At 61.9% G+C, this 20,211-nt stretch carries 24 protein-coding genes; 4 read left to right on the top strand and 20 right to left on the bottom strand.

The window, feature by feature from the left end; translation table 11 throughout:
- Positions 1–2: 2 nt before the first annotated feature.
- The 4 genes from ACUCV0_RS11665 to ACUCV0_RS11650 all read right to left on the bottom strand — a co-directional run bounded on the left by ACUCV0_RS11665 (position 3) and on the right by ACUCV0_RS11650 (position 3,020).
- On the bottom strand, positions 3–350 hold the full coding sequence (locus ACUCV0_RS11665; RefSeq protein ID WP_482212762.1) for a hypothetical protein: 348 nt from the start codon (positions 348–350) through the stop codon (positions 3–5).
- Positions 347–1,681: an integrating conjugative element protein gene (locus ACUCV0_RS11660; protein WP_482212761.1), complete on the bottom strand. Its 1,335-nt coding sequence runs from the start codon at positions 1,679–1,681 to the stop codon at positions 347–349. Before ACUCV0_RS11660 ends, ACUCV0_RS11665 begins: the two co-directional genes overlap by 4 nt.
- A gap of 74 nt (positions 1,682–1,755) precedes the next feature.
- A complete protein-coding gene (locus tag ACUCV0_RS11655) occupies positions 1,756–2,691 on the bottom strand; it encodes a TIGR03756 family integrating conjugative element protein (protein ID WP_482212760.1) in 936 nt (311 codons plus the stop codon).
- A complete protein-coding gene (locus ACUCV0_RS11650) occupies positions 2,688–3,020 on the bottom strand; it encodes a TIGR03757 family integrating conjugative element protein (RefSeq protein WP_482212759.1) in 333 nt (110 codons plus the stop codon). Before ACUCV0_RS11650 ends, ACUCV0_RS11655 begins: the two co-directional genes overlap by 4 nt.
- A gap of 423 nt (positions 3,021–3,443) precedes the next feature.
- Here ACUCV0_RS11650 and ACUCV0_RS11645 point away from each other — a divergent pair, with 423 nt between their 5' ends.
- Together ACUCV0_RS11645 and ACUCV0_RS11640 are read left to right on the top strand one after the other, a co-directional pair.
- Entirely contained in the window at positions 3,444–3,914 is a 471-nt protein-coding gene (locus ACUCV0_RS11645; RefSeq protein ID WP_166655875.1) for an antitoxin Xre/MbcA/ParS toxin-binding domain-containing protein, read from the top strand.
- A complete protein-coding gene (locus ACUCV0_RS11640) occupies positions 3,911–4,414 on the top strand; it encodes an RES family NAD+ phosphorylase (protein ID WP_280307770.1) in 504 nt (167 codons plus the stop codon). The genes ACUCV0_RS11645 and ACUCV0_RS11640 overlap by 4 nt, the downstream gene beginning before the upstream one ends.
- A 267-nt stretch (positions 4,415–4,681) precedes the next feature.
- Here ACUCV0_RS11640 and ACUCV0_RS11635 read toward each other — a convergent pair whose 3' ends face one another.
- Genes ACUCV0_RS11635 through ACUCV0_RS11595 form a run of 9 tightly spaced genes read right to left on the bottom strand, consistent with a single transcriptional unit; the run spans position 4,682 to position 12,311 of the window.
- Complete coding sequence (locus tag ACUCV0_RS11635) at positions 4,682–7,549, bottom strand: conjugative transfer ATPase (protein WP_482212758.1); 2,868 nt, start codon at positions 7,547–7,549, stop codon at positions 4,682–4,684.
- Positions 7,549–7,977 carry a TIGR03751 family conjugal transfer lipoprotein gene (locus tag ACUCV0_RS11630; protein ID WP_482212757.1) on the bottom strand — a complete coding sequence of 143 codons (429 nt, stop codon included), beginning with the start codon at positions 7,975–7,977 and terminating at the stop codon, positions 7,549–7,551. The genes ACUCV0_RS11635 and ACUCV0_RS11630 overlap by 1 nt, the downstream gene beginning before the upstream one ends.
- Positions 7,958–9,352: a TIGR03752 family integrating conjugative element protein gene (locus ACUCV0_RS11625; RefSeq protein ID WP_482212756.1), complete on the bottom strand. Its 1,395-nt coding sequence runs from the start codon at positions 9,350–9,352 to the stop codon at positions 7,958–7,960. Before ACUCV0_RS11625 ends, ACUCV0_RS11630 begins: the two co-directional genes overlap by 20 nt.
- Positions 9,339–10,229: a TIGR03749 family integrating conjugative element protein gene (locus ACUCV0_RS11620; protein ID WP_482212755.1), complete on the bottom strand. Its 891-nt coding sequence runs from the start codon at positions 10,227–10,229 to the stop codon at positions 9,339–9,341. Before ACUCV0_RS11620 ends, ACUCV0_RS11625 begins: the two co-directional genes overlap by 14 nt.
- A complete protein-coding gene (locus ACUCV0_RS11615) occupies positions 10,226–10,894 on the bottom strand; it encodes a PFL_4703 family integrating conjugative element protein (protein ID WP_482212754.1) in 669 nt (222 codons plus the stop codon). The genes ACUCV0_RS11620 and ACUCV0_RS11615 overlap by 4 nt, the downstream gene beginning before the upstream one ends.
- A complete protein-coding gene (locus ACUCV0_RS11610) occupies positions 10,891–11,310 on the bottom strand; it encodes a TIGR03750 family conjugal transfer protein (protein WP_482212753.1) in 420 nt (139 codons plus the stop codon). The genes ACUCV0_RS11615 and ACUCV0_RS11610 overlap by 4 nt, the downstream gene beginning before the upstream one ends.
- A 21-nt stretch (positions 11,311–11,331) precedes the next feature.
- A complete protein-coding gene (locus ACUCV0_RS11605; protein WP_314559867.1) occupies positions 11,332–11,703 on the bottom strand; it encodes a TIGR03745 family integrating conjugative element membrane protein in 372 nt (123 codons plus the stop codon).
- A 12-nt stretch (positions 11,704–11,715) separates the two neighbouring features.
- The gene (locus ACUCV0_RS11600) at positions 11,716–11,955 is read right to left on the bottom strand and encodes a TIGR03758 family integrating conjugative element protein (protein WP_482212752.1); all 240 of its coding nucleotides are present in this window, start codon (positions 11,953–11,955) and stop codon (positions 11,716–11,718) included.
- Positions 11,952–12,311, bottom strand: a complete 360-nt coding sequence (locus tag ACUCV0_RS11595; RefSeq protein WP_482212751.1) for an integrative conjugative element protein, RAQPRD family — start codon at positions 12,309–12,311, stop codon at positions 11,952–11,954. Before ACUCV0_RS11595 ends, ACUCV0_RS11600 begins: the two co-directional genes overlap by 4 nt.
- 504 nt (positions 12,312–12,815) lie before the next feature.
- Here ACUCV0_RS11595 and ACUCV0_RS11590 point away from each other — a divergent pair.
- Complete coding sequence (locus ACUCV0_RS11590; RefSeq protein WP_115946266.1) at positions 12,816–13,073, top strand: hypothetical protein; 258 nt, start codon at positions 12,816–12,818, stop codon at positions 13,071–13,073.
- Positions 13,074–13,207: 134 nt separating this feature from the next.
- Here ACUCV0_RS11590 and ACUCV0_RS11585 read toward each other — a convergent pair whose 3' ends face one another.
- Positions 13,208–14,095: an NAD(P)/FAD-dependent oxidoreductase gene (locus ACUCV0_RS11585; protein ID WP_482212750.1), complete on the bottom strand. Its 888-nt coding sequence runs from the start codon at positions 14,093–14,095 to the stop codon at positions 13,208–13,210.
- Positions 14,096–14,213: 118 nt separating this feature from the next.
- Here ACUCV0_RS11585 and ACUCV0_RS11580 point away from each other — a divergent pair, with 118 nt between their 5' ends.
- On the top strand, positions 14,214–14,657 hold the full coding sequence (locus ACUCV0_RS11580) for an Rrf2 family transcriptional regulator (protein WP_282280848.1): 444 nt from the start codon (positions 14,214–14,216) through the stop codon (positions 14,655–14,657).
- 268 nt (positions 14,658–14,925) lie between these two features.
- Here ACUCV0_RS11580 and ACUCV0_RS11575 read toward each other — a convergent pair whose 3' ends face one another.
- Genes ACUCV0_RS11575 through ACUCV0_RS11550 form a run of 6 tightly spaced genes read right to left on the bottom strand, consistent with a single transcriptional unit; the run spans position 14,926 to position 20,199 of the window.
- Complete coding sequence (locus ACUCV0_RS11575) at positions 14,926–15,648, bottom strand: IncC plasmid conjugative DNA transfer DtrJ family protein (protein WP_482212749.1); 723 nt, start codon at positions 15,646–15,648, stop codon at positions 14,926–14,928.
- On the bottom strand, positions 15,641–17,731 hold the full coding sequence (gene traD, locus ACUCV0_RS11570) for a type IV conjugative transfer system coupling protein TraD (RefSeq protein ID WP_482212748.1): 2,091 nt from the start codon (positions 17,729–17,731) through the stop codon (positions 15,641–15,643). Before traD ends, ACUCV0_RS11575 begins: the two co-directional genes overlap by 8 nt.
- 8 nt (positions 17,732–17,739) lie before the next feature.
- On the bottom strand, positions 17,740–18,264 hold the full coding sequence (locus ACUCV0_RS11565) for an integrating conjugative element protein (protein WP_482212747.1): 525 nt from the start codon (positions 18,262–18,264) through the stop codon (positions 17,740–17,742).
- Positions 18,261–18,860: a transglycosylase SLT domain-containing protein gene (locus tag ACUCV0_RS11560; RefSeq protein WP_482212746.1), complete on the bottom strand. Its 600-nt coding sequence runs from the start codon at positions 18,858–18,860 to the stop codon at positions 18,261–18,263. Before ACUCV0_RS11560 ends, ACUCV0_RS11565 begins: the two co-directional genes overlap by 4 nt.
- Positions 18,845–19,558, bottom strand: a complete 714-nt coding sequence (locus ACUCV0_RS11555) for a TIGR03759 family integrating conjugative element protein (protein ID WP_482212745.1) — start codon at positions 19,556–19,558, stop codon at positions 18,845–18,847. The genes ACUCV0_RS11560 and ACUCV0_RS11555 overlap by 16 nt, the downstream gene beginning before the upstream one ends.
- Positions 19,555–20,199, bottom strand: a complete 645-nt coding sequence (locus ACUCV0_RS11550) for a hypothetical protein (RefSeq protein ID WP_482212744.1) — start codon at positions 20,197–20,199, stop codon at positions 19,555–19,557. Before ACUCV0_RS11550 ends, ACUCV0_RS11555 begins: the two co-directional genes overlap by 4 nt.
- Positions 20,200–20,211: the final 12 nt, after the last annotated feature.

Here is a 20,211-nt window from a genome sequence, read left to right as displayed (position 1 = left end):
CCTCACTGCACGGCGTGGGCCCAAAGGCGCCATTCCGCAACCGTCAGCGTCGACAGGGCGAGGCCTTCCAGCAGATACAGGCGTACCACGCCGCGCGATGACCCTTCGCGGGCGCGTACCCGTTGGTGCAGCCCATACCAGCCCCACACCGTGAGGCCATACAGGCACAGCCGCCACAACAACAGGAGCATCGCGTGCGCCTCCAGCCAAGCGGTCCAGACCTGTAGTCGGTCTAGGGAAGGTTGGCCGAATTGCGGTGCCAGGAGGAGCACCACCAGGAGCACCAGCGCGGCCAGTGAGCGACGCCGCAGGCATTGTTTGCGGACCGCACGCCAAATAAGTTGCCTCATGGCGCATCCTCCTGAGGGGCCTGAATCACATCCAGGCGGCGGGGCGCGGCATCACCCTGGAAGATGCCGCTTGAGCGAGCGGCGCGTTCGCGTTGGCGATCGACCACACGCGACGCCGCATTGGTCGTCAGCGTCCTGCGCAGCTCCAGCTCGGTCTTCAGGTTACCGACCTCCTGGGTCAGGGTTTCCTGCTCGGTACGAAGGGTGCGCGTGGCGATCTCATTTGCGGCGACGTTGGGCTCCTTGAGACCGGTCAGCAGCAACCGCTGGAGCAACAGCGCTTGCTCCACGACGCGTGACAAGGCCACCTCGGAGGCAAGACGCTCGCTTAGTACATCTCGGTCCGGCTCATCGCGTAAGGCCTCGATGACACCTCGGGTGACGGGCAATGCGCGGCTACCCGCAGCGGCAAGCTGCTCGGAGGTGGTGGGCGTGGTGCCTGCCACGAGGTCGCGCAGCGCGCGCAGGACCTTGTCGTACTCCTCCTGGATCAGCGGCGTCAGGCCTACGCCGGGTGTGGTTTGGGTCTTGGTGCACTGCGTACAGGTTCTAAGTTCGCGCTCTCCTAAGACTCGATTGGCCCAGGCTGTCGCGGCGTGGGGCGACGGCCAGACCTGACAGATCAACCGGTCGTGGCACTGCGCGGGGTCCAGGTCGGTGGTCTCTTGAGCACTTCGCCCGTTGAGCAGGTTGTAGCCTGCCCGGGTCACATCGCTGATCAGGCGAATTGGGGGTTGATCACGTCCTCCTGCTGGCGCGCCGGCCACCCACGGCACGCCCTGCTGACCCCCGCGCGTTTCAGCCTGCTCGACCGCGGACACTCCGTCGCGACTGGCAAGGGTTTGCTTGAGCGCCATGCCTTCGGCTAGCTGATCCCATCCGGCGCTTCCGCCTGCGAGATCTGCCATGCGACCGGCCAGGGCGCGGCAACTGGCCTTGGAGCGATCAAAGTCCAGGCGCGCCTGCAGGATGCCGTTGGTGAGGAGGTTATACAGGGCAGGATCTGCCCGTTGGATGATGAGCGCGGGCAGTGAGGCCACTGCCCTGGTGGCGTTCTGGATGACGTTGTTCATCAGGCTGTGAAAGCCGTTGGTGACGCCATTGAGCTGATTTTGCACCGTGGTCGACAGGCTCATGTCGCCACAGACCAGGTTGCTGTTCCAGCCAACGCCCACACCCAAGCTCTCCATGTTGCCCGCCGGGCTCATGGACACCGCCCGGCCGCCGCCAATGCTGTAGAACACCTCGTCACTGAAGACCGGTCCGCTGAGGTTGATACCTGTGTTATCCAGGCGAAGTGATTGCGCGCCACTGTTGGTGAGCAGCAGCATGCCTGTGACGAGGTGCAGAGCCCGCCAAAGGCCCATTCGATGAGGAGGGGTCATGGAGATACCTACTGAGATCGCTACAGAAAGTCCTGGCTGCCCAGCAGCACCTGGCCCTGGCGCTCACAGCAGGCATAGGGGCGCCACAACGCCCAGGCGTAGTCGCCCTGCATGGCCTGTGGCCCTGCTTGGTCATGCGGGAACACCACGCAGGTGGACGAAAGCCGAGGCGCCAAGGGCTGCCACCTACCGGTTTGGGCATCGCCCTCTTTGAGCGGGCCGGCGGGCCAGTAACCCCATTGCGGCTGCGCCCGCAGCGGCTGGTAGACGTGGGGCTGTCCCTCGCGTGTGACGATATCGCCTGCGCGCTGGGCGATGACGGCAGCGCCCTTGTAGTCATCGGCTTGATGCACAAAGCCGGTCCGGGGATAGACGGTGCCCCAGAGGTTGGCTTGCGCGCGGGTGCCAATCTCCCGTAGGCCGGGCGACACCGCTTCAGGATAGGCGCGCTCGGGTACGCCATATCGCCAGGCCAGGGTATCGAGGGTGCTGAGCAAATAGGGTTTGAACGGCGTCCCGGCGCCACCGCAGGTGTAGCCAAACTGGCCGGCATACTGACCCAGGGCGGCAGCGCCGGGATGACCGATCACATCCGCATTCTTGAACAGGGCGAGGTTGTTTTCATGCACCTCGGCGCTGGTTCCTGCGCCGCCTGAGCGCGCCATGGCAGTCGCCGGACTCAGCGCACGCAGGGCGTGCCACGGGTTTTCACCGGTGTTCGAATAGCTGGCAACGACGGCGTCCGGAACGTAATGCCTGACCTTGAGCGAGGTGCGGACGCTACAGCCGCCTAAGGTGCAGTAAAGCCAGTAGCAGATGCCGACAACGCGGTACTGCAGGCAGTCGGGTGAGGCCACCGAAGCCACGATCGCCGAGGTATCCAGTGCCAAAGCCGCGGTCGTGCTGGCAAGGGTTCCGGCTAGCAGCACAGGACGCAGGCGAGCAGAACGCTTCATGGCCGGCGGCCCTGCTGGCGTTCGATACGTGCCACGGCCCGGGCCACCTCCGTATCGCCATAGACGACATAACGTTGATCAACCACTACGGCCGGCAGGTGAGTAAGGCCCAGATGCCAGGCCTGTAGGAGGTCTTGGTAGGCATTGGCCAGTTGCGGGGCGAGGGCCGGCGTCTGTTCCAGACGATAGCGAACCCTTTGTTCAGCAGTCGCGAGGTCGGGTGGTAGGTCTCGAGAAAGCTCTCCTTGCAGCCACGAGGCCTCGTCGAGCAGAACGACACGGGCACCTTGAGTCTGGGTAAGTGGATGGTGGCGGTCCGTATAGGCCACAACGTCCACAGCCTCTGCGCGAAGGCAGGCTAGCCCCAGGACCAAGGGTCCCAGACAGGTAGGGCGATACCGGGCATTACGATGGGTCATGGCGGCAGTCGTCTCCAGGCGCGGGGATATGCCTAGTTCAAAAGACGACGAAGCCGAGTACCAGAAAGAATAGAGAAGCGGGCCTTACCGGATTTTTTAGCGACGTTTTTGCTTGAGCGCGCATGCGGCCAGCACCGGAGAACACCCTTTGTGAGCTGCAGTGATCGACGCTCAACGAAAATTCAACTGGCAGCGGGTCTGGACCTCATTGCCCCATGCTGCGTTGTAAGGCTCAAGTGAGCGCCAGGCCAGCGCGCAATCGCTCGTAGGTATAGTGCGTTATGCGCCAAATGGCAGTAATGTATACGCCAAATGACGCTAGAGGGTTTTGTCATGACTACTGTCACCAGCCGGTCGACCAAAGACTACAACCTAGCCAAGCCGACATGGTTTCTCATCCATGTTGATGCTGGCCAGCTTAGTGATTACGACATCTACAAACGCACTACAGAGGGCTTTCACCGTCACGACGTAGATGCATTGATTTCGGCATATCAGCCTCTGGCGCACAAAAAGATCACCAGCCGCATCATTGGCAAATCGATCCGTACGCTGCAACGCCAGAACAGTGCAGGCCGTTCCGAAAGGTTGGATGCTCTTCAAAGCGCTGTCGCGTTCCAGTACGCCAAGGTGCTAGAGGACGCGATCAATGTGTTCGGTGACCAGCAGCTTGCAGAGCAGTGGTTGAGTCGGCCCTGTAAGTATCTCGACGGAGACATTCCTTTAGATGTCATCCATAACCCGATGGGGTTTCAGGCGGTCGAAGATTATCTAGAGCGGATTAAGTACGGGGTCTATCAGTGAATGCTTTGCCTTGGTCGGGAGCGTGGCATGCCTGGCGCCTCGACCGTGCTGAGTTTGCGGACACATGGGACAAAGGAATCGGAGCTCATAAGGTGGGTGGCCGATGGAATCCGCCGGGGCGCCACGTTGTGTACGCGGCTGCGGATCCTGCTACCGCGATCTTGGAAGTCGCGGTCCACACCGGGTTTGACCTGCTGGACATCGTCCCGCATGTGCTGACTTGCTTCACTGTGCTTGATCCAGACCTGATCAAGGTCGTGCAACCCGAGGACGTTCCTAACCCCAATTGGTTAACAGGTGCCCGGCCTTCCCCGAATCAGTGTCAGTTCGGGGACAACCTGTTAGCTAATTGTCCGTTTGTCCTCATCCCCTCCACGGTGTCTCGACACTCGTGGAATCTGCTCATGAGCTGCGATTTGGCAGAAGGCTCATACCGGTTGGAAAGCCAGGAGCGGTTTGGCCTCGATACGAGATTGGTTAAAAAAGTGAGCGAAGAGTAGAAAGATCAAAAGCTTGCTAACGCGAACCCATTACTCTGATTTGCGTTTCGCGTGCTTTCGGGAGGACTTTCCAGCGTGAAACCAGCCTTACGGATATGAAGGACCGCTCCCGCTGACGGTAGATTACCGCCTCGCTTTGATAAATTTGGCCACGCTTGGGTGGAGCATGCAGATTGGGGTATGCGTTTTCTATAAAGCTTATGGCAGTGCGGTGACTGATCATCCCTGCGGATAACGCGCGACATGCTTGCCTGAGCGGCCGCTCGTTCAGTTAGGCTGCGGCCTAGGAGGGTCAAGGAGGGCCGTGGTAATGCCACGCTGCTGGTCAAGCGCCTCTGCCATTTTGAACGCTGCGTCCAACTCGCTGATCCCGTCCTGTTGCATATAGCGGTAGCGCTCAGCTTTTTCTTCCGGGTCGGTCATGGCCAAGGCCAGAACGAGGCTAGGCGGTACCACGCGAAAGAGCGTTTCCATCGACTTGGACAGGATAACCCCTTCGCTAAACTTGCCCGCTTCCTTGCGCGCCGAGCGCATCAAGGCCTTCTGCGCCGGCGTCAGCTCGCGAAAGCGAGCGATCTTCTCGACTTCGTCGGGAGGCATCGACAGGCAGATCCACCACTCGATCATGTTGAGCATGGGTTCGGCCGCTGCTGGCAAGTCGTCCAGATTCTGAGTGGCCAGCCAGAACCAGGCGCCGAGCTTTCGCCACATCTTGGTGATCTTGACCACATAGGGTGCCAGCAGTGGGTTCTTGGTGATGATGTGTCCTTCGTCGGTGACATTGATCAAAGGGCGTCCCAGGAACTGATCGCGCTCAGCCAGGTTGTTCACGGCGTTGATGAGGCTGACGTAGGCCACGGCAAGCTGCGCGCCATAGCCCTCCCGGGCAAAGGTCGCCAGATCCACCAGGGTGATGTCAGCCTCAGGCCACGGGGTGCCAGGGCGATCAAAGAGTTCGCCGTCGCTGCCCTGACAAAACAGGCTCATGGCTTCGGCCATTTCCAAGAGGCGTGCGCGTCGGGGTTCGGGAAGGGCGTCGTCGCGCGCCTGCTCGCGTAACGTGGCGCAGAGATCGCGGGTCAGCACGGGCTGTCCCTGCGCGACACAACGTTCCGCGGTCGCCAACAGGCACTGACGCAGCAGGCTTCGGTCTGCGCGGGTCATGCGTGCGTCCTCGCGTGGATCACCGCCGGTGATCATTAGGCGCGCGATGATCTCCAGTTCGCCCAAGACATCACGTTGCTCATCCGACGCCTCCGAATGCTCACCCTCTGTACTGTCGAGCGCTTCGGTCATGGTTGGTGTGACCAGTCGCCAAGCATCGGCAAAGGGGGCCAGGCTGATGCCGCTGCCCGGTGTGAGGGTTACGCGGTGAACGGACAACCCCAGGCGGGCGGCGAAGTCGGCAAACAGCCCAAAGGAGTTACCGGCCTCGACGATGAATAATCGAGGTCGGTACAGCGCGGTCACCTGCTGCAGCAGGTAATTCAAGGTCGCGCTCTTGCCCGACCCGGTTGGACCGAACAGAAACAGGTGGGCGTTCATCTGGCGATCAAGGCGGCTCAGCGGGTCGAAGGTCACCAGACCCCCACCTCGATTGAAGAAGGTGATGCCGGGATGACCCGTTCCCGTACTACGGCCCCAGACAGGGGCCAGGTTCGCGGCGTGCTGCACGAACATCAACTGGGTATACCAATGCCGGCGGTCGGCCGCAGGATCAAAGACGGCGGGTAGCCAACGAAGGTAGCTGTTAAGCGGCGCCACTTCCGCGTCTTCGCGTACCACCTGCAGGCCTGCCGTCAGCAGCGCGTTGTTAAGTGTGTGGCAGCGTTGGCGCAGACTCTCCATTGCCGGTGCGCGCACATAAAACGCCAGCGCGCCTCGATACAACTTGTGCTGTCCGCCAATCAGGGCCCGGGCCTGCTCGACGTCCTGGCGGGTGTGCAGGGAGGCGAGGGTGTCGCCCACGGCCTTGCGTGCCAGGGTATTGAGCTGCGCTTCCAATCCATCCTGTGGCGTTGCGACCACCGTCAAGCACATCACCGTACCCTCTGGCAGCTGATCCATTACCGCATTGAGGGCCTCACCATGCCGCATCTCACCGCTCAGGTGGCCTGCTTCCGGAGGCTGACGCAGTCGATCAACCACCAAGACGCGATGAGGTTGATCGTCGAAGTACCACACCCCGGTGGTTCGGTCTGAGCGAGGTGGCGTGAAGAAAAGGCGTTGCGCAAAATCGGTCCCGCTGGCCAATTCCAGGGCGTCGGGTGGTGTCGTGTCCGGATAGCGGGTCAGGGCATAGAAGCGTGCCTTGTCGGCGTCGGTATGGCCCAGGTGAGTGGGATCGGGATTGAACCAGCGCAGCAGCCAATCATGGATGGCGGCAGCGTCCAGGCGTGTGCTGGACACACCCGCGCTGGTAAGCGCTGCAGTAAGGCGGTCGCAGGTTGCATTCAGATCCTGCTCAGGCGCTGAGACAGGGCTGCGGCGTGCGGTGGCGGGAAGGCGCCGGTAGACGACCATCCGGGTACGGCGGTGCTGCCCACGCCAGGGCAACTGGGTCACGGTGGTGTCGTCGAACAGTCCGCCAGGCGTGCTGACCGCCTGCAGGTGGCGGGCGGTCAGACGCAGGTAGTAGTCCGTGAAGATGCTGTGACGCGCGAGAGGGCGGACGTAGTCGGACAGTGTGTTGAGGTAAGCCTCGAAGGTGGGCTCGTCCTGGGCATAGAACTGTACGACCCAGGGGCTCTCGTCGTGCTCATCGAGTGTTTCCTGCAGGGCGGTTTCTACGGCGTCGCGCGCTTGCGCGAACCAGTCAGGCTCGCGTCCTTCTGTCGCCAGTGGTTGCAACTCGAAGAAGGCTGCCACCGAGCGGCCATCGTCCAAGAGCATGCACTGCGCGTCAGGCAGGTATTCCACCCACGGCAAAAGATCGACGAACGAGGGCGCCTGGGCGTACAGCCTGTCCTGATCCGCCTGGGTAGCAGGCCGGCGTTTGGACGGGTCCAGGCAGGCGCCCGGGGCGGCCAGCCCGTGCTTGGCTAGCCGCATGACATGGGCCTGCCAGGCATCCGATGACTGCGGATCCGGTGTCGTCTGGCGCAGGCGCGGCCAGCGGAGCCAAGCGCTGCGCATCAGTAGTCCTCCACTCGCTCACCGGGCAGGGCGTAGGGTACGTGTCGATAGAGCGGAAATACTGTGCTGTAGCCTGGTACCGGAACCGACTCCTCGCCGGCCAAATGCGGGAAGACATACATCACCAGGTCAGGGTTGGGCAGGCGGGGAAACTGCTGGTTGAGGGAATGAGCGCGCTGGCGCAGGTCCGCACGCGGGCCGCTGGAGGGAGGCTCATCTCCGACGGACAACGGACGACGCACCTGCTGCCGGGCCTCGCTCAGGCGAGCCTCGGCGCCCTGGACACTGCTCGTGTGGACACGCCAGAGGTCGAGCATGCTGTGATCACCGGGCGGCAGTAGGGTGTCCTTGCTGGCGCAGCCTGCCAGCGCAAGGGTCAGCAGCGGGGTGGCAAGCGAGAGCGTCGTATTAGTCCAAGGGCGCTGCATGGAGTCCTCCGGTCAGGTGATGAACGCGTCGCCCCTGGGGGGCGTAATCCAACGTGCCAGGCCGCTCCAGGTGAACCGCGACCTGGGCGCCGGGTTTGACGTACACCGCCGCGAAGGCTTGGCCATAGAACCGATTGACCCACTGCGACAGGTCTTGCATGCCACTGGCCAGGATTTGGTTGAGCGCCCCCTGTCCGGACGTGCTGGTGGTGCCGAACGTGCCGGCGCCGCTGAAGACGGCATGTGTGCTCTTGTCGGCTGAAAGCAGCGATGCCGCGCCGGCACCTGCGGCGGTGATCAAGGCCTGCGAGCCCAGGTACTGGGCCGCATTGCTACGCCGTTCACCCGCTACGCAGGGAATGCCCTGGTCATCGCTGATCCAACCCAGGGCGTTGTCCGCCGACTCACCTCGCCGGCCCTGGCCGCTGGGCGGGTCATCGTCAGGTAGGGTGCGGATCGTGCCGTCGGTAAAGACAAAAGTCAGGCTGCGGATCTGTCCGCGGACGCAAGACAGGGTCCAGTCGCCGGAGGCCGTTCCGCTAACCACGGCGCCGGCCACGTCGGGTAATTCGATGCCGTTGGCGGTCAGGTTGTCCGGGCCGATCAGCACCTTGAAGGGGTAGGGGTCATTCACCGTGCCATCGACAGGGACCCGTCCGATCAAGGCCGTCATGGCGACCGAGCCCACCAGGGTGGCATTGGCTGGCAAAGTATAGACCGGTTTGGCCGGAGCATCAGGTGCATGGCTTATTCGGTCGTCAGGGACTGCGGCGGGTGGCGACTCAGGGGCTAATCCCAGCTGCAGTGGGTGCGCCTGGCTCTTGCTGGACGCAGCGTCAGGCGGCACATCGCTTGGCTCAATCCAGCGCAGTGGTACTTCAGTCGACGCCTCTTGGGTGGGCTCCAGGCCGAGTCCTACCGGCAGCTCCGTGGCATCGTCCGGTGCGGGGGTGTGCAGGCGCTGCTTGACGTCGTTGAGCAGTTGTTCGGTCTGCTGCCGTTCACGCGCCAGCTGCTCCTGAGCCTGCTGCCGCTGCGCCCGCTCAGCCTGCAGGGCGTGTTCGATTCGCTGATCGACTAGCGCGGTTGCATCCTCTGGACGGCCGGGCGCATGACGTGAGTGCTGCACATCGCGCGTTGCAGTCTCAAGCTCCTGACGCAGCTGCTTGACCTGAGCTACCAGGGTCGCGACGGTGTCCCGAGGGGAGTCGCCTTCAACCCCCAAAGCGGCGCGTTCCTCTTGGGTCAGCGCATGAGCGGTTTCGGGCTCAACATCAGACGTACTGGAGGACCCGGTGCATCGCGTAAGGCCAACGGCAGTCATCATTCCGGCCAGGGGAATGGCCGCCCATTTGAGTAGGCTACTGGTCTTCATCGACATTACCGTGGCGCAGCGCGGGCAAGACAGGAGGGCGAGGTGCGACGTCTGGGAAGGGCGTGACCTTGGGGAGCAAGGCGCCCCGCAGTCCCTGGTGGCGAGTGACGAGATAGACCACTGTGGTGTCGGTGGCCTGACCGGACGGGCCAAGGTCGGGATGCTGGAAGGTGGCAGCCACAAAGTCGCCCTGTAGTGCTTCGGGCACCAACGCGATAGGATGTGCGCTTTGATTGCTCAGGCGAACTGCGGTGACCCGCAGGTGCTGCAGTTGCCAGGCGGCGAGGGCGCGCGCCCTAACCGGTAGCCCCGGCAAAAGGCTGTCCAAGGGCAGCTCTTTCTCCACCGCGGCGGAGCGAATGCCGTCGACTGGCTCAAGGGTGCGTAAGGGTGCATAGAGACGCTGGGCGGCATAGCGGGTCAGGGTCATCGCCAGGGCCGCGTCCGGAGCGCTCTGCGCAGTACCGGCTTCAGGCGTAGTCGGCGCAGGCCGCGACTCTTCGTCTGGCGCATCCAGGACGATACGAATCGGCTCTGCCGCTGGTTGCCCCGATTTTGCCGGCTCCGCGGCGACGTCGAGCAGGATGATCATGCCCGTTTGCACATCCTGTACCTGCAGCCGCGTGGGCGGAAGCACGGTGCTGGCGCGTAGGTACAGCGCGCCGCCGGTGCTTTGGATACGCAAGCGATCACTCAGGGCTGTAGGGACGCCAACGCGCACCTTGCGGTCAAGGAACACGACACGTTCCTGGCCTACCGTGAGCGGCACTGCGAGAGGCAGGCGTTTCCAGTGCAGGATCTGTGTGGCATGACCGGGTGCTGCCACACCGAGCCCAAGGAACAGCGCGGCGAGCAGGGATAGGGGCTGACGAGTCATGTGGCGGCTCCTGGGGCTTGAGCAGGCATCAGGTCCGGATGGGTGTCGATGCGTTGTGGCGGCTGGGCATAGCAGTCCAGCGCAAGGCCGAACGGGTTGTGCTCTGGATCTTGATCCAGCCGTACGACCTTGAGCTGGTAGCGCACCAGCGCCCGCTTGATCTGCTCGCTGCTGTAGTACTCATCCGCCGTCAGATCCAGCGTGACGATCCAGTCGCGAGCCGAGATCACCTTGACCCGGCGCGCGGGATCCTCGCCGTAGCCGCGCCCTGGGATCTCGTAGACGCCCCGGACGCGTAACCGCAGCTCGCCGTTGGCGCGGCGACGCTGATAGTCCTGCTCGAGGAAGGCCTGGCAGGCGGGCGTGAGGTAGGCCGAGAGGGTTTTGAGGTTGCGCGGGTAATCCGCCTCGCCATCGCTGGGCCAGCGTTGTAGCTGCTGCCAGATGTAGAAGGCGAAGGCATAGACGTTTTCGGGCGGTACGTCCCACCAACTTCGCGTGCTGCCTGAACGCAGGTCAGGCGGGATGTGGATGGTCAAATCTCGCGGTGCGCTCCACCAGCCAAGGCCCAGTAGCAATGCCAGTAGGGCCAGGGCACCGGCGGCCAGGCGAAGGGTGCGTATGTGCGTCTGCAGATGCACGATTTCGTGGCGAAAGCGGCTCATGACCAGCGCTCCCCTTCACGCAGGACCGCCCGGGAACGTCGTGTGCTCCAGGTGCCTGAGCGCAGAATCAACCGCTGTGCGCCGACCCAGGCGGCCAGGAGGGGTAGGCGGGTTGCTACCTGCCATTGCAGGTGCCGATGCAGCCAGGTATCAGGTCGTCCGCGCTTGAGGGTCTGCAGCACTCCGCTGCTCAGGTAGAGCCCAACCGCCAAGGTAATGAGGATGCCGGTGGGCAGCACCGCCAGCTGCCCAACCACAACCGCCAGCGGCAGACTCAGCCCTGACCCGATCAACGCAAACAGCGTGGTGGCAAACCAGAGCTCGTCCGCGGTCAGCCCTCGGACAACGGCCGGTTGGCGATTGAGTCGGTGGGGCAGGAACAGAACCTGGCCGTCTTCGGCGCGTACGGTCTCCATGGTGAGGGGCAGCTTCGCGTGTCAGAGCACACCGATGGCGGTGGTCAGCAGCCAGATCCCCACGACCAACAGCATGGCGCCAACGGCCACGGTGAGACCAAATTGCCCCCAGGTGGCGCGACCGGTGTGGATCTCGGAGTAGCGGGTATAGGCGTGGTAGCACACGCCAATAAACATGGACGCCACAACCAGCAGGGCGACCAGCATGACGATGTCGTAGCCGTAGTTTTGCAGGGTTTGCAGGATGCCGGTGCCCTGCCCACGGGTGGGTGCTTCCATCTTGGGCAAGCCAGCGGCGTGGGCGCCTTCAATCAGCCCGATACCACTGACGGTCGTCAGGGATTGAGCAAGACGGCGAGGGCAGATGCGCAGCAGCGACGTAGACACGTTCAGATCCTCCATAGGTCAGGAGAGCAGTAGAAAAATCAGGGCCAGGTACAAGAAGAAAAAACGCACCGCGATACCCAGCAGTTGGCGTTGGGTCATGCGGTGTTCGGCCCAGCTCACGAAGGCCGTGCGCAGGGCCCAGACGCCCCAGAGCTGAAAGACGGCAAAGACCAGGCTCAGCACCACCGTGGAGACGGCAGCAGGGGTGAAGCCACCGCTGGCCTGAAAGGCTGTGCTCTGTGCGGCGGAGAGGGTCATGGCGAGGACGCCTCATGTGGATCGACCTCGCGGGCGTAGTCACCTGCCAGCGGCTGCAGATCCCTGGGCTGGGCCCGAGATGGCGTCAGGTAGTGTTCGATGCCCTGGCGGATGCGCTGCAGGTCTTGCTGCAGGAGGGCATAGTCGAAGTGGTAGCGGGTGCCTGCAGGGGCTGCGTGCGCAGCGGTCTGAACGGCCAGGTGTTCAGTGATCGTCAGCTGCCGGATGACGGCGGCTAGCTGCTCACGTTCAGCGTCACTGTCGCCCGCCTGCGCTTGGGGGGCACTTAGGGCAACCAAGAGCGGTGTGAGGAGGATTGGCCAGTGAGGTAGGGCAGAGCCTTTGCGCGTTGCCATCTTGCTCGCGTCCTGAGCGATTCGATGGCGCGAAGGTGCCGTTTACGGGAGCGTCACGCCGCAGAAAATCCGATTCAGCGCGTACCCGGTTTTTTGTAGACGGCGGCCTCACCGAGAAAGCGGAGCGCACGCCAGCCGGTTTGTTGGTTGCAACCGGTAACCGCGAACGTTAGATTTTGGCTGTCGTGGTCAATCCCGCGACCGGGCGTGAGAACCTGGAAGTTGTCCAAGGCGCGGTAGCGTCATAGTGCTTAGCCAGTATTTGCATGCTGCGCTAATGCTCCTCTATGGCGGGCCGTGTGAGGCAGGCTTTTGCCTGGCCGGTTCCCTTGGACGCCGGATTCTCACCCTTGCACGGTCCGCCTCCTATGCTCGTGAGAAGGCTGGTAGGCGGTTCCTTAACCTGTCCAAGGAGTAAAAGGAAAATGCCTCGTCCTCCTTTCAAGCCCGGGCTCCGCCTGACACATCCGACTACGTGTCTTACCTCTCGCATGGAGGTGCGCCATGACTAGTCGCACTAGCACCATAGTCCCTTTTCCAACGCCTCTGCTTCGAGCGCGCCAGCCAGACTTCGAGTCGGATACGCCGGAAGCCGAAGCTGAGTTGCATGTTTCAGTGCTGAACGATCTGCTTGATCAGTTGGCGTCTGAGTCGGTAGAGAACGGAGAACTTCGTCAGCAACTGCTTGCGTCGATGATGCGCGAGTTGCTTAACGATGTTGTCGTGCTTTACCGCCAAGCCCTGACAGAAGCACGACGTTAACAACCCTCTTGAGCAATAACGCTGCACCTGTCAGATAAGGTAGAGCTGGCAGGTGCGCTACTGTCCTTGCCAAGAAGACAGGTTAATACGTGCTAGTGCTTTGGTAGAAAGCCGGCGGCCTGAAGTTGCTTCGCTCAGCGAAAGATCAACGACTGGTGAGCTGCGCCACCTGTGCGAGCACCGTCGCCGACCGCGATCGCCACGTTACCGGCAGCCACTGCCGCATCTCCGCAGGCAAACACGCCTGCCACGCTGGTTTCCCGCATCTGATCTACTGTCAGGAAATCGCCTAAGGGACCGCTTTCAACGGCAAGACCCAACTGCTTGATCAGGGGGTTGTTCAGATGCGTGCGTGGTTGGACGAACAGTCCTGCAAGCGTAATCACATGACCACTGGCCAGTGTCACTTCCAACCGCTCCCCACCAATAGAAACAACCTGCTCTTGCTCGAGCAAAACGCCACGCTGTGCAAGCTTCTTGCTTTGCTCTGCATCGGGCTGGAAGGCGCCGTTGAGGAACAAGGTTGTTGCTCCCCAATCAGGCAGCATCAGGGCCTGATGGATAGCGAGTGATGAGCTGGCCAGGACACCGATGTTTCCTTTGTCCAGCTCATACCCATGGCAGTAAGGGCAGTGGAAGACCTGTCGCCCCCAGCGCTCAGCCAAGCCAGGAATATCTGGCAGCTCATCGGTGACGCCGGAAGCCAGAATCAGCCGACGGGCATTGAAGGTGAGGCCATCGCTTGTAGCGATAGAGATCACATCGGCCTGTTTCTCTGCTGCAACCGCAGACGCGTCATGCCAGGTGACGGATGGGTAGGCGAGTAGTTGCCGACGTGCTTGGTCAGCAATTGCATCTGGGCTGTTGCCGTCTTGCCCCAAGAACCCATGAGACGTGGCAGCGAATCGATTACGGCGTTGCGCAGCATCAATCACCAACACAGAACGGCGCGCCCTAGCCAGTTGCATGGCAGCGGACACACCGGCGTAGCTGCCACCCACAACGATCACATCGTAGATCATGGAATTTCCCTCTTGAATTTCAGGAAACAACATAAGTTACGTGATGTGCGAAAGTCTAGCTCTTGTAACTTTTCCTGTGTCGAGAGATGCTGGCCGGCTTGAATGAGGCTTTTGAGCTATGAGAAATGACACGCGCCTATCGCGGATGCTGCATACGCTGATTCACATGGCTCGCCATGAACAGCCTGCGACGTCTGACACCTTGGCGCAGATGCTGAGTACCAATCCGGTGGTCGTGCGCAGGACGATGGCCCTGCTCAAGGAGCAGGGGTACGTTCGTTCTGAAAAGGGTCATCGAGGAGGGTGGATGCTGGCAAAGCCCCTTGCACAGATCACACTGCTAGATATCCATCAGGCGCTCGGGTCGTCGTCGATTTTCGCCATAGGTTTGGCGACCGATCATCCTGAATGTCTGGTTGAGCGAGCCGTAAACAATGCGCTGACCGAGGCGTTCGATGCCGCGCAGGCTTTGCTGCTGACGCGCCTGCGAAGTATCACACTGCAGCAGCTAGCGGATGACTTCGAACAGCATGCTGAGCTACTCGAGACGACCAGAGCGTAACGTCTTCATGAGATCCCGGTTGATCCCTAAAGCCCTGTCTGGAAGCAGCTTCTATCCTCAGGTGATGAAGTAAAAGGACCGCTCGTTGGGCGGCTTATCGTGCTTGGTTCGATGAGCGAATAGCTGGAAAACTGCTAAGGCGATATGCGGACTCGCACGATCAAAAGGGCTAAGACACAGAACAGCGTTCCACGTGAAACGTGTCGTAGCCAAGCTGGCGATCATTGCTCTAGAGGTCTTGCTTAGATGGAATAGCCGAAGCTTTTCGTCAGAGATGTTTCTTAAACGACCCAACGGCGATTGCGGCCATCAGGCCTGACAGGATCGCACTCACAATCGCAAAGCTGCCAACGGACACGCTGATGGGCAGCACGAGGTACAAGAATCCTGGCAGCAGCGTGAGTGGGAGGAAGAGGGCCTTCGCGCGGTGATGGAGATAGCCCGATTCACGTTGTACGTTCAAGCGGCGCACGTGCCGTTGGACCAGGCCGTCTACGATACCAACGAGCACACTCAGTATCAGCAAAGGCATAGCCTGAAGCAGCAGTAGGCTCCGTATACCAACGCTCAGCACGCTGTGCCGGGCTGCAGATAAAGCCTCTTTTACCCCTGAGCGTTCTTTTGCCCAAGGCAACCGCGGCGTCTCATGGCCCCGGATGCTGGGTACGGCTTCGAGCCTGCTCTGCAGTTCGATCCATGGGTTAGATAGCGCCGTAAGCTGTACTGAGCGCTTGGTATCTAGCCACGTACAGGAAATCGACTGCCATCGATCCGCCCAGGGTGTGCGGGCGAGATCGCGTCGATCCTGCTCGTAAAGCATTTGCGCATGCTGGCTGCGATTATCCGGCCAAACGAACAGCATGCCAAAGCCTTCCAGTAAGAGCCGAAGGAGCAGCGCGGCGCACAGCAGGCCCAGGACTGTGAAGGGCAGCAACAGAAGCTGAGTAAACCCTCCGTCACGACGCGGCCGGGTGTCTACGGCTTCATTCATGAAGAGATGCCTCCGCAGTCGAAGTCACCGGTGGCTCTGGGACGGTCTGGAGTGGTGCGTCTGGTTCGCCAGATTGCTCAGCCGTCTTGGGGCCGAACGGGTGCTGGCGCAAGGCAGCGGTCAGCGCGCGAAGATCTGCTGGTAAATCATCATCAGCGTCTGGTAGCGGTAAGGGCATGCGCACCTTCCACAGCGCACCGCCTTCAAGCAGCGCAAAGCACTGCCCCTTGGGCAACGCGACGAGATGGACAGGCTCGATGAGAGGCCGGCGGCTGCCCACGAGCTGATCTTGGGTGCTGGAGGTGAAGGCGCTGGCGGCCGCTGGATCAGAGGTGTCGGTGACGCTACTGGATTGCGTGGGTGTATAGACGTCGACCTGCGGGAGTTGGCGGGTTAACAGCTCCGCCGTGGCTGTTTCGCGTACCCGCAGCATGAACAGGTTGTTGAAGTTGCCAATCACCTGGCCGGCCTTGGCGCGATTGCCTAGCCGCGCCTCGATATCCGACAGGGTCTGGGTGTAGGCCGTCACCTGAACGCCAGCGCCGCCGCCCTTGTTGACCAGGGGGATAAACTCATCACCCATCAGTTCGTTGAACTCATCGGCGTGCAGATTAATGGTGGGCTTGGTGCCTGGCTTGCCACCGGGTAATCCGCTGTCGACGCCGAACTTGTAGAGGTGTCCCGCCACCGAAACCAGATCCGCGAACATGGAATTGCCTACGGCTGCGGCGACCTCGGCATCGGACAGGGCATCCAGGCCCACATAAACAATGGCGCGTTGGCGAACGACTTGCATCCAGTCGAAGATCGGCCGCGAATCTTGCAAATCCTCGTAGTCCGGCGAGAGCAACTGGACGATTTTGCCCGTGGTGAGCTTCTCCAGCAGGGGCAGAAGGGAAGCCACGATCTTGTCGAAGAAGCTGCGCTCGTAGCGTACGGCGCTGCGCAGGCCATCGAGCACCGGATCGAAGTGATGCGTATTGGAAAGGTACTGCTCGAGGGCAACGACCCGGATCTCTCGCCCAATCATGTGTCGCGGCAGATTACGGTTGTTCAGTCCCGCCTCAAGCTTGAGGATCGCCTCCCACGCCTCGGGTTCGCGTGTGGCGAAGTAATGTTCGGCGTACTGAATAAACAGCGCATCAATGTTGATGACATAGCGCTGGATCAACCGATAGTCAGGGCGCTGACCTAGCTCCACCAGAGCGCGAGCGATGATGTTGACGAAGCGCCAGGCAAACTCGCGAAAGGCGGCGCTATCGCCTTCACCGGAGAGTTGCCCGGCAAGACGAGTAGCCACCTCGGAGATACGGCCAAAACGGCCGACGGCGTTGTACCGAGCCGAGCTGTCTGGCCAGCCCAGATGGAACACCAAAAACTCCTGCTCACGGCCGGCGCGCTTGGCTTCGGCGTACATCCGCTTGAGCAGATCTGCATCGCCTTTGGGATCGAACACGATGACCACCTCATGCTCGCCCTGCGCATTGCGGCGGCGGATGTCCTGCGCGATGAAGAGCTCGGCCAGCCGCGTCTTGCCGACCCGCGTGGTACCCAGTACCAGCGTATGGCCCACACGCTCGTTCAAGGGTAGGCAGACGTCTTGTTCATCAGGCTCGACGCCATGCAGTCGAGGCAAGCCGCCAATGGCGGCTTGAGCCAGGTGAGCGCGCCGCGAAGGCTGTTTGAAAAGGTGTTGGATAAGGCGTTCGTACCGGCTTGGCTCGACATAGCGGCGGCACTGCGGCAAATAGGTCTCGAGCAAGCGTTGGGTATGCCGCGCCTCCCAGCGAAACCCACGGCCGATGAACAGCGTCTGCGTACTGACCGGTATCGCAGCGCTGGACAAGGTGTAGGCAGGCAGCCGCCGGAGATTGCGTCGGTAGCGCAGGATGCGATGAGCCTGATACAGCCGTGCGGCGCCGAGGCATAGGAATGCCATTGTGGCGAACGAGGCCATTGGGGTCGAGAGCCCCAGCGTTTCGGGGATGAGTGCAACAAGGCCAGCCGCTAGCATGCAGGCGACAACGCTGTAGAACTCCACGGCTGGGCGAAGCCAGCGCTCATAGCCGGTCGGATGGGACATGGCCTGCGCTACCTATCATCCGCCATTGGCAGGAGCAGCACAGGGTAGTGGTGCAGCCCCAGGAGTTGGGCGAGGTCATCCCCCGAGGTTGGAATGAGAGTGAGGTCGGGGGCCAGGCGCCGAAGTTCGGCCAAGGCCGCGGCAGTGTCGACATTAACCACCAGGCCGATAGCCTGCTGCTCCTTCAAACGACGCCGCTGCTGGCGCAGCCAATGACGTGAGTACTCATCATCACCGATGAGAAACAGCGGGCTAAGCCCAGGTGCCTGGAGCGCTCGTGTCGAAGCTTCGCCTGGAGTCAGACTTTGTGACCGCACCGGTAGCATGGCGGCCTCAGCCTCATAAGCATCGGCAGGAAAAGGGGGCACAGTGGCCGTGCGTGGTGAAGCTATCCGCTTGAACGGCTCGAAGTACGGCTGGGTGGACACACCTCCCTCGAGACCTACCACGATGAGTGGGTCCGCCACTGCTTGCAGGGATAGCCATCCCGTACCGAGTACGAACAGCGAGCGTCTTCCGAACCCAGGTCTCACGGCAGCTCTCCCACCTGCAGCCCCTTGGCTACCTGACCCCGTAGGCGATCCAGATGCGCTTGGACGAGGCGCTGATAGCGTGCGGCAAGGGCGCCGCCGGCCGGGCGGTGGTAGCGGCCGATAGCGGCTGGCCAGTCAGGTACAGCTGCACGCTGCTCGACGAGGATTGCAGCGGCAATGGCAAGGTTTAGATAGGGGTCTAGCAAGTCACAAGGACGGCTGACGCGATGGCGGTGGTAACCCAGGTTGATCTGGCCGAGACCCACGTCGATTTTGCGGTCTGGAGTAGTGTCCATGGCCTGAAGCAGGCTGGTGCACGCCGTATGGCGATTGGCAAACCGCTTGGCCTCGCCAGCCACGTTCAGGGTCCAGGGCCACGGCACTGACCGTCCTTGCCAGCGTCGGCCGCTTTCCTGCAGTGCTATGGCGTACAGAACCAGAGAGGGAACGCCGGCTTGCTGGGCTGCAAGCTGATAGGCCGGAGGCGGCAGCTGAGGTTGCGCCCAGGTGGCGACGCTGACCATAGCCGACAACAAAAACGCCAGGCCAGCGAGGACTCGACGGCGCCTTGTTGGCGTGGCTACTGTCGCTGCCATTGTCCATTCACCCGCTGTGCGACGACGGGCAATTCGCCGGCAAGACCTAGTGACTGAAAGCGGCCATTGTCATGGTTGAGGGTGATGGTCCGCTGCTGAACCCGCGTGGGATCCAGGCGCGCCTGACGCGCCCAACGCCGTAGTCGTGCGTCATCGCCTTTACTATCCACCAGGTACAGGTCGAAGGCCCGACCTTGTGCCTGCAACTGCCGGACACGTTCAAGGCAGGGCGGGCAGTCCGCTTTGACGAACACGGAAAGGCGCGCTTCGTCTGCCACGTTGGCGTCCTCGAGCGTGACCCGCTGCAAGTCAGGTGCAAGGCGCTGCCAGGCAGCGTCGTAGGCGCGCTGATAGGTCAGCAGTTTCTCGACGCGTCGGGCCTCGGCTCTGACCTGCAACTCCGCATAGCGCGCACGCTCTTCGTCACTGCGTGCCTCGATACCCAGGGCGGTCAGCGGGTCCAGGTTCGGCGCGTAGATACCTAGCGGCCCCTGCATCAGCTCGCGATAGCGGACCCAGTCACTGGCCTGCAGACCCCAGGCCCGGGCCTGTGCGTCCTCGCTCAGCATGAGTTGGCTGTGTTGGGTATCGCTCCAACGCGTCTGTTCGTGGGAGGCGGGCGCAGGAGATGCCTGAACAGCCTGAAGAGAGCTAAGGATCAGGCTGAGCAACGCGGTAGTGGGTAACCATTGCGTCATCGCGTGTCTCCTCCAGGTAGCGGCAGACGCCGCACCTGGCCATCCACCCGAAATGTCGCGGTGTCCTGGGTCAAGCCGGTGAGCTGCCATTGGCCAAAGGACTCGCCCACGCGGAGCAGCGTGACGGCGTTGAGCCCTTTTTGATGAGCAGGTAACAGGGACAGAAAGGTGTGGCCGCCACGTTGCTCTGCACCGAGTAGCTGAAAGGGCGGTTTGGACGCCTTGGTCTTTGGCGCAGGTCGTGCCGGTGTTTGGCGCTTTTCGCGAGGTGCCGTTGCTTGGTGCATCAGGGTCTGCAACCGAGCTTCAAGTCGGTCAGTGCGTTGTTGCAAGGTCAGCATGTCCGCAGCCTGGGCATGCTTTTCCTGTTGCTGGACAACGGCAGCCAGGCTGGCTTCAAGGTCCTCGCGTACCGCGCTCAGCTCGGTCGGGCTGACCAGGCGCTCTGGCGTTGGCAGGGCATCCAGTCGGGCGCTGAGGGTAACCATGTCCGCCTGCAGTGCATGAAGGTCCGGCTGGTCATCGTGTTGCGCTAGTTGCTGACGCAGGCGCGATTGGCCCATGTGGTCATGCACGATCAGGATGCTGAGTGCGAGTAACCAGGCGGCGCCGCCCAGGCGTTGTAGATGATCAGCACGCATGGCCAGAAAAGA

The sequence above is a fragment of the Pseudomonas sp. VMV1 genome (genome assembly GCF_056790235.1).
Note: the sequence above shows the minus strand (reverse complement) of the source record. Positions and strands in the feature narration are given on the sequence as shown.